This window comes from Mycobacterium simulans (genome assembly GCF_900232995.1).
Classification (GTDB): domain Bacteria; phylum Actinomycetota; class Actinomycetes; order Mycobacteriales; family Mycobacteriaceae; genus Mycobacterium; species Mycobacterium simulans.
The window spans coordinates 3,303,127-3,318,378 of the sequence record NZ_OCVX01000003.1 but is presented as its reverse complement, the minus strand read 5'-3'; the positions used below and the strand labels follow the sequence as shown (position 1 = coordinate 3,318,378).

General features: G+C 64.1%; 8 protein-coding genes. 5 read left to right on the top strand and 3 right to left on the bottom strand.

Features of this window, described 5'->3' with window-relative positions; genetic code table 11:
- Positions 1–4 precede the first annotated feature (4 nt).
- Both MSIMFI_RS15720 and MSIMFI_RS15715 read right to left on the bottom strand, forming a co-directional pair.
- A complete protein-coding gene (locus MSIMFI_RS15720) occupies positions 5–5,044 on the bottom strand; it encodes a non-ribosomal peptide synthetase (RefSeq protein WP_191497889.1) in 5,040 nt (1,679 codons plus the stop codon).
- A gap of 31 nt (positions 5,045–5,075) precedes the next feature.
- Positions 5,076–6,014, bottom strand: a complete 939-nt coding sequence (locus MSIMFI_RS15715; RefSeq protein ID WP_186243832.1) for a methionyl-tRNA formyltransferase — start codon at positions 6,012–6,014, stop codon at positions 5,076–5,078.
- A gap of 195 nt (positions 6,015–6,209) precedes the next feature.
- On the opposite strand from MSIMFI_RS15715, the gene MSIMFI_RS15710 reads away from it, so the two are divergent.
- The 3 genes from MSIMFI_RS15710 (at position 6,210) to nbtC (ending at position 11,387) form a co-directional block, all read left to right on the top strand.
- The gene (locus MSIMFI_RS15710) at positions 6,210–6,968 is read left to right on the top strand and encodes a thioesterase II family protein (protein ID WP_191497888.1); all 759 of its coding nucleotides are present in this window, start codon (positions 6,210–6,212) and stop codon (positions 6,966–6,968) included.
- Positions 6,965–8,287 (top strand): beta-ketoacyl [acyl carrier protein] synthase domain-containing protein, encoded by a 1,323-nt coding sequence (locus tag MSIMFI_RS15705; RefSeq protein ID WP_191497887.1) that lies wholly within the window; start codon positions 6,965–6,967, stop codon positions 8,285–8,287. Before MSIMFI_RS15710 ends, MSIMFI_RS15705 begins: the two co-directional genes overlap by 4 nt.
- A gap of 73 nt (positions 8,288–8,360) precedes the next feature.
- Positions 8,361–11,387 (top strand): nocobactin polyketide synthase NbtC, encoded by a 3,027-nt coding sequence (gene nbtC, locus MSIMFI_RS15700; protein WP_396820236.1) that lies wholly within the window; start codon positions 8,361–8,363, stop codon positions 11,385–11,387.
- A 143-nt stretch (positions 11,388–11,530) separates the two neighbouring features.
- Here nbtC and mbtG read toward each other — a convergent pair whose 3' ends face one another.
- A complete protein-coding gene (gene mbtG, locus MSIMFI_RS15695; protein ID WP_191497885.1) occupies positions 11,531–12,817 on the bottom strand; it encodes an NADPH-dependent L-lysine N(6)-monooxygenase MbtG in 1,287 nt (428 codons plus the stop codon).
- Positions 12,818–12,999: 182 nt separating this feature from the next.
- Here mbtG and MSIMFI_RS15690 point away from each other — a divergent pair, with 182 nt between their 5' ends.
- On the top strand, positions 13,000–14,670 hold the full coding sequence (locus MSIMFI_RS15690; protein WP_396820070.1) for a (2,3-dihydroxybenzoyl)adenylate synthase: 1,671 nt from the start codon (positions 13,000–13,002) through the stop codon (positions 14,668–14,670).
- Between the two features lie 66 nt (positions 14,671–14,736).
- Positions 14,737–15,252, top strand: a 516-nt coding sequence (locus MSIMFI_RS28205; protein WP_224770204.1) for a PE family protein, incomplete at its 3' end; no start/stop codon positions are given.

Sequence of the window (15,252 nt, the reverse complement as noted above, 5' to 3'; positions counted from 1 at the left end):
CGCCTCACGATTGGTTATGCCAGGATGCGGTGAGCGCCGCCAGCGCATCGGCGTCCAAACCCGATGCGCTCATCGGTGCGGTCTGCTGCGCCGGCACCGAATCCGGCTCGGCCGCAGGTTGATCGGCGGCCCCTTCGACTGCGGCGGCAAGCTCGGCGATGGTCATGTGCTCGAACACCATTGCCGGGGTCAAGGCCAGACCTTGGGCGCTGGCCCGGGCCGCCCACCGCACCGAAATGATGCTGTCGCCGCCGAGGGCGAAGAAATTGTCCTCACGGTCGACGCCGCTAATTTCGAGCAACTCCTCCAGCAAGCCGATGAGGGCCCGCTCGGTTTCCTGGGAACCGCCGGTGATCGGTCGCGACCGCTCCGCGGCGGTCGGGGTGGGCGGCGCGAGTAGCTTCTCCAAGGCGGCCGCCGGCAGCAACTCCAACGCGGACAACGGATGATCCGGCGTCGTCACGAACGCTTCCAGCACGGCGTCCAGAGCATCGGCGATAAGCGCAACGGTCTCAGGTTCATACAGATCAGCATTTGCGACGACCCGGACATCGAGTGCGGCGTCCGACGTGACGTTCAGCACCAGGTTCAGATCCAGGATGGATATCTCGAAGTCCATCGGCAGTGCAACAACTGTGGTCTCGCCGTTTTCGGTGAGATCGGGTGGCATCAACGCCCAATCCTCGGCACCGCGGAAGTGGATCGAGTTCTGGAACAGCGGGTGGTTTCTAGATGGTGAGCGCGGCGGGTTCAGCGCCTCGACCACACGCTCGATGGGAAGTTCCTGGTGCGCTAACGCATCGAGCACCGCATCGCGGCTGAGCGCGACCGCGGTGCGCAGACTCGGATCACCGGACAAGTCGTTGCGCAGCACCACCACATTGGCGCATGGGCCGCTCATATTCGTGGTGGCCAAATCGACTCGAGCCGCGACCGGACTGCCAATCGCGATATCCGTGCTGCCACCGCCTAGCTTGCACAACAACACCGCGAGGGCGGCCTGATACACCATGAACTCGGTGGCGCCGTTTTGCTCGGCGAGCCGGATAAGGGCCTCCCGGCGCGCCGCGGGAACCGTGAAATCCACCACCTCGCTACGGCTTCCGAGGACCGGCGGGCGGGCGTGATCCGGGACTATCGAGATCTCATAGGACATTCCGGCCAACACATCGCGCCAATGCGCCAGCTCGGCTTCTCCCCAGTCGCTGGCCGCGTCGAACGCACCTTGTTGCCATAGTGCGTAATCCACGAACTGGAAAGGCAGCGCCGCCCACTGCGGCGCCTCTCCTTGCAAACGCGCACGGTACGCAACGATGAGGTCTTCGAAAAGCATGCCGAGGGAAGCGTGATCGGTAACGATGTGGTGGACGAGCACGAGCAGCACGTGCGTATCCGCGCCGAGTGCCAATAGGGTAGGTCTGACCAGGGATTCGGACTCCAACGCGAATACGTACCGACGCAGCTCGGCCACCGTCTCGTCGAGCTGGTCCGCGGCGATCTGGGTGACCTCCAGTTCCAGCTCACGTACCGGATGCACGAATTGATACGGAATACCCTCATGTTCAACAAAATTCGTGCGCAGCGCCTCGTGGCGGGCTACTACGTCGTTAAGCGCCGCGGTGAGCACGGGAATGTCGAGTGGACCGTTGATGCGAAGTGCGAGAGCCATGTTGAAGACATCGTTCGGGCCCCTCATCCGATGCTGGAACCACATGGCGAACTGGGAGTAGGACAACGGGGGCCGTACCGGGCGAACCGAAGCGACGAGTTCCGGCCGACGTGCCTGTGGCCACGAATCCTCGACAGCGTCGCCGAAGGTTTCCTCCGACTCGATCTCATCGAGATCGAGGTCGAACTCGGCTCGAAAGTGATCAACGAGCCGCGCGGCCAAGCCGGCAGGAGTTGGGATATCGAACACCACGCGCACGGTCAACTCCACACCGAACTCGGCCCGGATCTGTGCGATCAGCCGGGCCGCCAGCAGCGAATGGCCGCCCAGCCCAAAGAACGAGTCTTCGGCACCGATCCTCTCCCAGCCGAACAGCCGGGCGAAGATCGAGCACATTCGGCGCTCGGTAGCCGTCCTAGGCTCGCGGTAGCTACGTACTGCGACCGGGGTCGGCGCGGGCAGCGTCCGCTTATCCAGTTTGCCGCTGACGGTCAGTGGGATCTCGGGGATCACCGCAAACGCGCTGGGCACCATGTATTCCGGCAGCACCGCCGCAGTATGCGCCCGGATCTCGTCGAGGTCTACGTGCAGGGAACCGGCTACGGGCACCAGGAAAGCGGCCAGCACTGGGCCGGCCTCAGTGTCTTCCGTGACGACCAGGCAGTGCTTGACCGCTGGATGCGTCGCGATCACGGACTCGACCTCACCGAGTTCGATCCGGAAACCACGAACCTTGACTTGTTCATCGGCGCGACCGACGAATTCAAGCTCACCAGAGATGTTGCGGCGGACCAGGTCTCCTGACCGATACAGCCGCATGCCCAGGTTGAACGGGTCGGCGACGAATCGCTCGGCGGTCAGGCCCGGACGCCCCAGATAGCCGCGAGCCAACTGAGCACCGCCAAGGTACAGCTCGCCGATTACCTCGGCAGGCACCGGCTGCAACTCCTGGTCAAGTACATAGGCGTAAACGTTGCGGTTCGGTACGCCGATGGGCACGACGCGCGCGCCGTGCGACCCCTCGACCTGCATGTGGGTCGAGCAGACGACGGCCTCGGTCGGGCCATAGTGATTGCGCAGCTTCGCATCGAAGTAGCTGGCGAATTTATCGGCTATCTCACCCGGAAGCGCTTCTCCGCCCACCGGCACATGTCGCAACTGCCGCCATTCCTTGACCTGCGGCAGCAGTAACAGGGTGCTCAGCATGGAAGGCACCATGTGCAGCACCGTGACGCCGTACCGGTTGATGAGATCGGCGACGTACGGGACGTCGCCGAACGCCTCCGGCTTGGGCACGATCAGTCGTGCACCCAACGACAACGTGACAAAGATGTCGAGCAACGAGGCATCGAAGCTCACCGACGACGACTGCAACAAGCGGTCTTCGGCGGTCATGCTCCATTCAGCGATGAAACCCTCGACGTGCTCGGCGATCGCCCGGTGCGAGACCGCCACGCCTTTGGGCTGGCCCGTGGAGCCCGACGTGTAGATGACATAGGCCAAGTTGTCGGGACGCAACGGACGTACCCGATCGGCGTCGGTAACCGTGGCGCCCGACAACTCGGCGGCGTCTCGTTCTGCGGCGTCGAGTTCGTGCCGCCGAATAACCGTCCGTGGCCGGGCGTCCGCGACGAGGTAGTCGATGCGGTCGTCCGGGTAGGCCTGATCAATTGGGAGGTACGCCGCACCGGCTTTGAGTACGGCGAACATCGCCACGATGAACTCGATCGACGTGGTCATGCACAGGCCGATGATGTCCTCGGGGCCGATCCCCTGCCCGATCAGCCAGCGCGCCAAGCGATTCGCGCGACGATGCAATTGCGCATAGGTCAGCTCGGCCCCATCGGAAACAAGCGCTAGCGAGTCTGACGCGGCAGCCGAGGCTGCTTCGAGCATCGCGACCATCGTGGTGGCCGGTGCCGCGACAAGATCGCCGAGCGACTGCGCCAAGATGGCAGCCCGCTCGCCGGTGCCGAGCATGTCCAGGCTGGCGAGACGATGTTCGGGTGCAGCCAGCGCATGGTCCAGCAGGTGGATGTAGTGAGTCAGCATCTGATCGACGAGCGTGGCTGCCAGCACATCGGTCTGATACTCCAACTCGATGATCACGCCGTCGTGGTCGAGCACAACGGCCAGGGCAAGGGGAAGGTGGGCCGTTACTGCGCCCAGTTCGAGTTGCCGCACGGTGACGCCGTCCAACGCGAATCCGCTCGCGCTCTTGCGCATGCTGAACCCCAGCCGGACCAGCCGGTCCATGCCGTCGTGTCCCATGCGTTCTGGGTTTACTTCGCGTACCACTCGATCGATGCCGACCGACTGGTGGGCAAACCCGTTGAGACAGGTTTCACGGACCGCCGCGAGAAACGAGGCGAACGTGTCGGGTGCCTGCGTTGTCATCCGCAGCAACAGCGTATTACCGAAGTACCCAATGGCGGACTCGGCCGCAGACCTACGCTCAGTTACCGGTATCGAGATCAGAAAATCGGGTGCGCCGGTATAGCGCCGCATGAGCGCAGCGTAACCGGCCAGCAACACCATAAACGGTGAGGCGGAATGCTTGCGGGCAAAGTCCTCAACCCGGCTGAAGAGGCCGGCGGGCAGCACATGGGTGCGCCGGTCGGCGCGCCTGGACGGATTTACGGCGGCCACCCCGGGAAGCTCCAACGGTTCCGGTGACGGCCGTAACGTGTCTGCCCAGTAGCCGACGTCAGCGATGGAAGGTTCTGCGGCGCAATCGAGTACCTCGACCGCGACAAACTGTGGCGCCCGGCCGGTCGGTTGCGGACCGTTGTAGGCAGCACTCAGATCTTGGAAGAATGGACTCCAGGAGTCGTCGTCCCAACAGATGTGATGCACAACCAGCAGCAGGACGAATTCGGCTGCGCCGGTGCGCATCAGGGCGATCCGCAGCGGTAGATCGTCGGCGAGGTTGAACGGCTTCCCGAACATGTCTCGAGCTCGCGCCTCGACCCGAAGCTTTCGCTCGCTTTCCACAAGACCGGTCAAATCACGTACTTGCCAAGAGATCTCGACGTCATCGCGGAAAACCTGATACGGCTCACCTTCGGTGTCCACGCAAAAGGTGGTGCGCAAAATGGCATGACGCGCAACGACGTCGTCGAAAGCACCCCGCAGACGAGCCTCGTCCAGATCACCCGTCAGCCGATAGGCAACGCAGATGTTCAATGTGGTGTCGGACGGGTCCATCGTCTGCAGGAACCACATTCGGCGCTGACCAGCCGACAACGGGTATCGCTGACCGGCATGGACACTCAGTTCGTTGACCGGTTGTCCTGCCGCTGAACCACTTTCGGCGATGCGTCGACGCAACAATTCGCGCCGACGCTCCTGCACCGCCCTGGCATCGTCCGCCATCGCTCACCCCTAACATTGAAGTTCGCCGGGATTACGTCTGGTTATTCAGGTAGCCGCCGCGCACAAAGAACTCATCCCCGCGGTGCTCGACTCCATCCGCGCTGCGAACGCGCGTGATCACCAAGCCCCGGTTGTTGCCGCGAAATGCGTCGGGACCCGAGACCACCGCGCCGCCGCCCTCCTGCACGATGACTCGCCCGGGCGTACCGCCGTAACGGGCCTCAGACACTCGCGACTCGAGTACCTCGATCCGCTCCCCCTGGTAAAAGGTGAACGCGCGGGGATACGGGTCGGACAGTGCACGCACGAACCGCTCGAGATCCTCGGCCGGCCAGTTCCAATCGATCAAACTGTCGCGCTGGGAGCGCTTATGGAAGTAGGTACGCTCGGCCTTGTTCTGTGGCCGCCACACCGCCGTCCCGGACTCCAGCGAATTCAGCGCGTCCCGTAGCGCACCCGGAATCAAGTCCATGCCCCGTAGTACCAGCTCGGTACCGGTATCGGTGGGGCCGATGGGCAGTGAGTGCTGGATCAGAATGTCCCCGGTATCCAGGCCGTCGTCCATCCGGTGAATCGTCAGCCCGAACTCCGACTCACCGCTGATCAGCGCCCACAGGACCGGGGAAAATCCGGTGAATTTCGGCAGCAGCGAATCGTGCAGGTTCAGCGTGCCGTGTGGCGGCAAGGTGTACAGCTCCGGCGGCATCCAGCTGTACCAGCTGTTGACGACGATGACATCGGGTTCAGCGCGTTTGACCAAGTCGATGGTCTCGGCATCCACTCGCTCTGTGATGTGCACGGGGATGCCAAGGTCCCGCGCGAGGTCTTCGACCGACTCCGACCAGATCGCCTTATAGGACTGTTCGCTGGCCGCATGGGTGACCGCGAGCACGACTTCCTGATCCAGATCGATCAGCGCCTGCAGCGTCTTGAAACCCCAGGTCTGGAAGCCGAACGACACGATGCGCATCACACGATCCCCTCTACTTCTCAAGTGTCGGCCGGACGGTTTGCTTCGGTTTCGAGCACGAACCAATGACTCAAGCAGATTATGTTAGCCTTCGCTAAGTTGCATGGCTCTTGCGGCCGTCAAGGCCGCCGCTCACGCGGGACCATGCGGGCCATTCGGAGCTACGCGATCGAACGGTACGAGAGGCAGGACTGCATGCCGCGGCAACTAGGGTGGATCAGGCAATTCCATCAACCGGAATTGCCCGACAGTCTTTCGCTGCTGGTTTTTCCGCATGCCGGCGCTGGCGCATCGGCCTACCGCGCATTCTCGAAAGTCCTCAGCACGAAGTTCAACGTCATCGTTTTCCAATACCCAGGTCGCCAGGATCGGGCGGCAGAACCGCCATTGGGCTCGCTGCCCGAGATCGCTGCCGGAGCTTTCGACGAATTTTCGACGTCGGAACACAATCGCGGCGGCCCGATCGTCACATTCGGCCACAGCATGGGTGGTTGGGTCGCGTTCGAATTCGTCCGGATCGCAGAACCCCAGGGAATCGAGGTGCGGCAGCTCAACGTCTCCGCAGCGGTCGCCCCATGCAACGCGATCAACAAACCGCCGCATCCGACCGATGACGAGGAAATCCTGAACCATCTCGGCGCGCTGGAAGGCACCAACTCTGCCGTTTTCGGCAACCGCGATCTGATGAGGCTGGCCCTTCCAGTGATCAAGGCCGACTATCGCGCCTGCGATGCATACTTTCGGGCCGACGACGTGAAAGTTGTGGCACCGATTCACGCGATCGGAGGCGATCAAGACCCCATCGTCACGCTGGGCGACCTATACGGATGGGGTAAGCACACCAACACCGTCAACGTCACCATGTTCGACGGCGGCCACTTTTTCCTCAACGATCACGTCGACGCCGTCGCCGAGTTGCTGGCATCGTCCGCGCAAAGCGAGCAATCAGCGTGAATAATTACGGCTCGCCGGTATCGACATCAAGCGATCCAGTTGTCATTTCCGGCATCGCCGTCGAGGCGCCCGGGGGGATCGACACCCCCGCCGCCTTGTGGTCAGCGCTTGCCGAATCACGGGAATTGATTTCCCCGTTTCCACGCGATCGCGGCTGGCCGATCGAGGATCTTCTGTCGGTGTCCGAGCTGGACGGCTGGGGGCCGGTTTGCGACGCAGGTGGATTCCTCGACGACGCAACGAAATTCGATCCGCAATTCTTCGGAATCACCCACCGCGAGGCTCTCTTGATGCATCCCCAGCAGCGGGTTGCCATGCGAGTGGCCTGGAAGGCGCTGGAGAATTCCGGGATCAATCCCGGCACGGTCGAGGGCGAATTCGTCGGCTGCTTCGTCGGAATGTCTCCGATGGAGTACGGCCCACGTGCGGCGGTAGCCGACGCCTACAGCGGACATCGGATTGCCAGCTTGGGACAACTGGGCGGCGCCGCGCGCATCTCGCATAGCCTTGGACTGACCGGCCCATCGATCAGTCTCGACACCGCGTGTGCATCGTCCTTGACCGCGTTGCACCTGGCGGCCATGGCAGTGGCGATGGACGAATGCGAATGGGCGCTTGCCGGCGGGGTCTGTGTGATGGGGTCACCGGGAGCCTTTTACGAGTTCGCAAGGCTCAATGCACTTTCCGATGACGGGCATTGCCGCGCTTACGCGGACGACGCCAGCGGTACCGTCTGGGGCGAAGGCGCGGGGATGATTGTCGTCGAACGTGAATCACGGGCGCGGCAACGCGGGCACCCCATCTACGGACGCATCCTGGCCATCCGTACCAACCACAACGGCAAAGGCAAGCCGATTCTGGTCCCCCGGGTGCGCGCGCAAGAGCAGGTGGTGCGCAAGACGCTCGATGTGGCCGAAATCGAGCCGACCGACGTCGGAATGATCGAAGGACATGGCACCGGAACCCTTGTCGGCGACCCAGTCGAATTGCTGGCTCTGTTCAAGACCTACGGCGCGGCGGGATCCGAGGCGCTGGTGGGCTCGATCAAGTCGAACATGGGCCACCCGCAGGCCGCATCGGGAATCCTTGGCCTCATCAAACTGCTGCTGGCGGGCCAGCACGGTTACATTCCGCCAACCCTGTTCTCCGACAACCCCACCAAGATGCTGGACTGGGATCTGACGGGTCTGCGTCTGGCTACGAAGCTGCACGAGTGGCCGGCAAAAGACGGCATTCGCTACGGCGCCACATCATCGTTCGGCGCTGGCGGCGCCAACGCGCACGCAATCATCGCGATGCCCGCGAGTTCCCGGGAGTGACGAAGTGACAGTTGTTAGCTACCAGCTCCCGAACGGAACTGTGCCCGTCCTGCTGTCGTCGAACACGCCCGAGCTGCTGCGGGGCGAGGCTGCCACCCTGCTCTCTTATGCCGCCGATCATCCCGAGGTAGCACCGCAGGAAATCGCCGGAATGTTGTTCCGAACGCGCATCGCCCGCAAGCACCGAGCGCTGGCCATGGTGACCAACCGCGACGAGTTGCTCAGTGGGCTACAGGCGATTATCGATGGCGGCGAACATCCTGCGGTGGTTCGCACAAACGCTCCCGCCGCGTCCGGGCGGCTCGCCTATGTATTCCCCGGCCAGGGCGGACAGCGCCCCGGGATGGGACGGCTGTTCTACGATTCGGTCCCCGCGTTCCAGGCGGAGGTCGATCGCTGCGCCGAGGCATTCCAGACCCAATTCGGCGAATCGCCGCTGGATTACCTTCTCGACGAGCATCTTTCGGCGCAGGACTGCGCACGTACGGTCCAGCCCGCGCTGTTTACCCAGATGGTCGGTCTGGCCGGGATGTGGCGATCATTCGGCGTTGTGCCCAACCTCACCGTCGGACATAGCCAGGGCGAGATAGCCGCGGCGTACGTCTCCGGCGCGATCTCATTGGAAGATGCCGTCCTCGCGGTCGGGACGCGTGCGCGTGCCGTCGACGAATTCGCGTCCGGTGATTACTCGATGGCGGTAGTCGCCGCTGACCGTGACACATGTGAGGACCTATTGGCACGTTGTACGGGCTGGGCGGAGCTTTCGGCGATCAATTCGCCTAGCATGACCGGAATCTCCGGTGATCGAGAAACGGTGCAAGGCATAGTGGATGCGCTTACCGAGCGTGGCGCGTTCGCCCGAGTCATCCGAGTCCAATATCCCGCGCACACCAGCCTGATCAACGAACTCGGCGATCACGTTCGCGCGGCCACCCAACGCCAACTGCGGCGTCCAAAGTTCCTCGAAACGGAGATCGCCTGTGTTGGCGCCACTCTCGGCGGCGCCATCACCCCGGACCTGCCGGTCGACCAATACTGGTTCTGGAACCTGCGCAACACGGTCCGATTCGACAAAGCGATCGCTGCGGCGGTATCGCGCGACATCGATACGTTTGTGGAACTAGCCGAACACCCAACGCTGCAGTTGGCAATTCAAGAGAATCTGGCTCTCTTAAACGAAGACAATGAACCGACGACCATGGTGGTCGGCACGTCGAACCGAGCGGCAACCAATCTCGATGAGTTCACGCGCTACCTCGCGCAGCTGGCAGTTCATGACCTCGACTACTCGTGGGATCACCTGAGCGCCGAGTCGGACGGCCCAGTCCCCTTGCCACTAGCCGATTTTCCCAATACCCGAATGAACGAGACCTGCCTGTGGCTGCCATATGATGAGGTGCTGCCCCATCGTGCCCGCCCGGCATCCGCATCGCCGACGGCAGCCCGCGAACCGCTTCCCACGACCACGCCGCCACGGCTCCTTGCCGAAGTATGGGTTCGGCTGTCCCGCCGATCACTCGTACCGCCGCGTGCGATAGGAATCATCGATCACACGGGAGCATGTCGGGAGTTAGCCGACGCGCTGTGCGCTGCGGCCGGCGACGCTGGCGCGACCGTCCGGGTGATCGCTGCCGAAAACAACGAGACGAGAAACGATCTCAATACGTTGGCCATTCTTGTACCGGAGTCGCCGAAGCTTGGGCCCGCAGCGGCGGCAGCCGAAGTCGCAACATTCTTCGGGGACCGTGCCTGGTGGCCGGGAGTGGACGGCGGGATTACCGACTGCTGGCTGGTGACGGTGGGCGGTGAAGCCGTGGTTGGCAACGATGCGCCACCGGATCTGGCGCACGCGGCCGCAAGTGCGGGCTTCCGCAGCATTGGCGCCAAGCATCCAAGCGTGAGATTCCGGCACCTCGATCTGCAGGCGGGAGCGACATCGGAAGCGGCAGCGACGATCCTCGCGGCGCTGCACACTGGGGAGGAATCGGAGCTCGCCGTACGGGGCGGCGCCCTGTACGCAAAGCGCGTCGTTGACGCCGACACCGCCGTCGCCAACCCTGATCGCCGCTCCCTTGAGTCTGCGGCCGAACATGTGCTCATCATCGGGGGAACGGGCAAGCTTGGACTCGAATTCTGCGATCACTTCGCGCGTCGCGGCGCACGACGCATCACCTTGGTGAGTAGATCGGGCGAGACCGCGGCGGTCGCAGGCCGCCTCGCGAGCATCCGTTCGGCCACATCGACGCAAATCGGTGTAGTGCAATGCGACGTCGGTGACCAAGCAGCGGTAGCGGTACTGGCTGAGCAGCATCACGACGCGCCCGCGGATCTGATCATCCATGCTGCCGTGCAGTATTCGGGCGTCGAACTGGAAGACATCACCGCCGAAAAGGTCGACGAGGCGCTGCGCGCCAAGGTTGTTGGCATTTCGCGAGTACTGGCGACATTCCCCCGGACCGATCGCTGCCGCGTCGTTCTATGCTCCTCGATCTCGGCCACCGTCGGCGGTCGCGGTCTTGCGCTATATGCCGCCGCGAACCGAATGCTCGACGCCATGGCCTACCAGTTGCGATCCGAAGGCCTGGACTGCATTTCCGTGCAGTGGGGGCACTGGAAGGTCCATCTCGACGGCTCGGGCATCGAAATGTTGGCCGGCATCGGTGTCGTTCCCATGCTGCCCGCCGACGCGCTCACCGTGGGAATGACGATCCCGTTGCGTAGCAACGCCATCGTGGCGTCGTTCGACTTGGATCGCGCCCGTTCGGTGCTGGAAACCTGCGGTCGCGGCTCGTTGCTGTCAGAGCTTAGCGCGGGCCAGCCGGTCGACGCAGCCAATTCATCTGGGGCTGTTGAGGTCCCAGTCTCAGCCAGGAATGCCGGTCTTTCGCACCGGCTGGTCAAGCTGCTGGCCGGGGCCATAGGTGTCGACCGGGTCGACACGATTGACACCACCATTCCCATGGTGGCGATCGGCCTAGATTCGTTGCAGGCGCTGGAGTTACGCCGTCGCGTCAAGCTGGAATTCGATCACGATCTCGAGGTCTCAGATCTGCTCGGCGGCGCATCCATTGCCGACGTGCTCGCCAAGCTGGGCGGATAGCCGCTAGTCGCAGGTCATCGAGATCGAGCGTGAACTACGGGCTTTCAGCGTGCCTGCAGGGCGGGATCCGGCCGATTTTCGCACCCGGAATTCACACTCACACTCCAGAATTCACACTCAAGCCCGCAGGCCCGTTCTCGTCGTCAAACGGATTGATACTCGCCGCTTCTTCCCATCGGTGGATCGGTGACGCCAATTTCAGCGCCGAGGATCCGGTCGGACAGCAGCCCAAGGCAGCTCAGGTTCGGAAATCCCGGGCCCTCATTGAGGCCGGACAGATTGGGCAGCACCAGTTTCGGGGTGACACCGGCAACCGCCAAATCGTGGGCAATGGACTCCTCCAGCCGCTCACCCGTCAACGGCCCGCCCACCCCGAGCTCCAGCAGGTCCAGGGCATTCTGACTCAGCAGCGGCACGAACCACAGCGCATCAGCACCGGATCCGTCGATGACCAGGTCGAAGGCATGCAACGTCTCGAGCGGCTCAGCGCTGCGATCGGTGGACAGCGTGATCCAGACTCGGTCGTCGCGGTTCACCGCGCGAACCACCCGCCCGCGCAGATGCCTGATCCGTTCGTCGGCTAGTAGTGACTCCTGAACCCGCGCGGAGAAAACTCCGCGATCGGTCCGGGCAATGCAGTCGCGCCGTTCATCTTGGGTGAGGCTGCGCCATCCCGTCGGATCAGAAAACAGCGAGTTTTCGAAGAAGCCCTCGCCGCGGGTGAACAGCGTTGCTTGCGGTGAAATCGCCGTGATGGCCGAAACCCGGTGATGGAACAGCTCGTTGAGCATCGAAGCGGCGGTCTCTCCGCCCCCGATGACCGCTACATTTTCGGCGACAATGCGGTCGTGGCGCGCGGCGCGTTGCCAAAACTGCGCGATCGACAACACTCGCGGGTCACCCGAAAGTATCGACCGCTCCGGCTGACCCGGACCGGTAACCATCACCGTTTCCGCGGACAGGCGCGAGTCGCGCGTATGCAGCGTCCAGCACGGGCCGTTGACCGAGAGCTGCACCAATTCGCCCCGGACGACCTTCAAGCCCACCATGTCGGCAACCCAGCGCAAATACCGCGCCCAGGTGTCGTGAGTCGGCGCCGGTCTGCCCCGATCGATCCAGCCCACGAACTGGTCGGTGGCGACGAGATAGGACTGCCAGCTCCACCGCATCATCCGCTCGTCGAGTTCGTCGTTGCGACCGGGCACGAGCGTTGACCGGTACGGGAAGCCCACGTCCTTTTCGGGACTGGTCCCCAGCCGCTGCCTGCCGTCGGTCCAACCACCGCAGGCCAGCCAGTTGGCGGCAACGCCGGAGCGTTCGACAGCAATGACGTTGACCGTCTCGACGCCCATTTCGCGCAGCATCGCCGCCTTCGCCGCCACGGCAACGGCTTTCGCGCCGGCTCCGACGATCGCGAGCGTGCCACTCATCGTGGACCGGCGATCCGTGCGAGGGCGGGGTGATAGTGGTGGCATTCGCCGTTCGCCGGTACGCCGGCGAATGATGCGCCGCCCACAAGCCACCTCCGTTGCTTAGCCCAGGCTGCCCTAACTTCGTGTACGCTACCCTATATTCGCGGGGTAGGACACGCTCGCCCCCAGGGAGCTTCCAAGTGCCTGTTAGATCTGCCCAGCCGTCCGAGCCCGCCGCCCCGGCCGCGCCGCTGGACGGGTTCATTCCTTTTCCGCCGCAACGGGCGGCTGCATACCGCGCGGCCGGCTACTGGACCGGTCGCACGGTTGACTCACTGCTACGACAGGCCGCCGCGACGTGGCCCGGGCGTGTCGCTGTCGTGGACGCACACGGCGGCCATACCTACGCCGAGCTCGACAAACTCGCAGCGCGGGCGGCCGGCGGGTTCGCCGCGCTCGGTATCGCGCCCGGACACCGGGTGCTGCTGCAGCTGCCCAATTCATGCCGGTTCGCCGTCGCCCTGTTCGGTCTGCTGCGCGCCGGCGCGATCCCGGTGATGTGCCTGCCCGGGCATCGGTTCACAGAACTTAGTCACTTTGCCGAAGTCAGCGGTGCGGTTGGGTTGATCATCGTCGAGAGTGCGGGCGGTTTCGACTACCGGCCGATGGCCGAGCGACTGGTCGCGACGCATCCCCAGCTACGCCACGTCATCGTCGACGGGGAACCCGGCCGATTCATGTCCTGGTCGGCGCTGCCCGCCGGCGACCCCCCCGAGGTTGTGCGCGACACCACATCCCCCGCGTTGCTGCTGGTATCGGGTGGCACCACCGGCACGCCGAAGCTGATCCCCCGCACCCACGAAGACTATGTCTACAACGCCACCGCGAGCGGGCAGCTGTGTCAGCTAACGAGCGATGACGTGTATCTCGTGACGCTGCCCGCGGCGCACAACTTTCCGCTGGCATGCCCCGGCATCCTCGGCGCGATGAGCGTCGGCGCCACTAGCGTTTTCAGCACTGATCCAAGCCCGGAAGCGGCGTTCGCCACCATCGAACGACACGGCGTCACCGTCACCGCGCTCGTGCCGGCGCTGGCGAAACTGTGGGCACAAGCCTGCGATTGGGAGCCGGTGACGCCAAAGTCGCTGCGGCTGTTGCAGGTCGGTGGGTCCAAGCTGGAACCCGAGGATGCCCGCCAGATCCGTGCAGCGCTGACCCCGGGCCTGCAGCAGGTGTTCGGGATGGCCGAGGGGCTGCTGAACTTCACCCGCATCGGCGACGGACCACGACTGGTCGAGCACACCCAGGGCCGGCCCCTGTGCCCCGCCGACGAATTGCGCATCGTCGACGCCGCTGGCGAGCCGGTGGCGCCCGGCCAAGAAGGCGAACTGCTAGTGCGCGGCCCGTACACGCTTAACGGCTACTTCCGGGCCGAACGCGACAACGAGCGCTGCTTCGACCCCGACGGCTTCTACCGCAGCGGCGATCTGGTGCGACTGCGCGACGATGGCTACCTCGTAGTCACCGGGCGGGTCAAGGATGTCATCTGCCGCTGCGGCGAAACCATCGCCGCCCAGGAACTCGAAGAGCAACTGCTGAGCCACCCGTCGATCTGGTCGGCCGCGGCGGTTCCCCTTCCCGACCCGCAACTCGGGGAAAAGATCTGCGCCGCAGTCGTTTTCACCGGACCACCGGTTACGCTCGCGGAGTTGAACGGCTACCTCGATGAGCGCGGTGTGGCCACATATGCCCGGCCCGACCTGCTAGTCGCGATGCCGGCGCTGCCGACGACGCCGATCGGAAAGATCGACAAGCGGGCGATCGCCAGCCATGTCGGCGCGGTGTCTGCACCCCAACCGCCGAAAGCGTAGGCGAGGCCAGCTACTTCGTCCTAGAGTCTTGCCCTGGCGGATACTTCCATCGGGCGGAGAATCGCGATGTCTTTTGTGTTTGTCTCGCCGGAGATCATGAGGACGGCGGCCACGGATTTGGCCGGCATCGGCTCGGCGATCGGTGCGGCCAATGCGGCGATGGTGACACCAACAACCGCGGTGATGGCGGCAGCTGCCGATGAGGTGTCAAGGGCCGTCGCCTCCCTTTTCTCCGGCCATGCCCAGTCGTATCAGACACTCAGCGCGCAGGCCGAGGCCTATCACAGCCAGTTCGTGCGCACTTTGAACGCGAACGCGACCTCCTATGCGCTCACCGACCTCACGAGCGTCAACCCGATGCAGGAACTGCTCAATGCCATCAACGCGCCCACCCAACTGCTGCTGGGTCGCCCGTTGATCGGCGATGGTGCGGCCGGGTTGCCGGGACAGCCCGGCGGGGCCGGCGGGTTGTTGTACGGCAACGGCGGCAACGGCGGGGCCGGGGTCGCCGGTCAGGCTGGCGGTGCGGGCGGCGCTGCCGGTCTGCTCGGCAACGGCGGCAACGGCGGGGCCGGTGGGGCC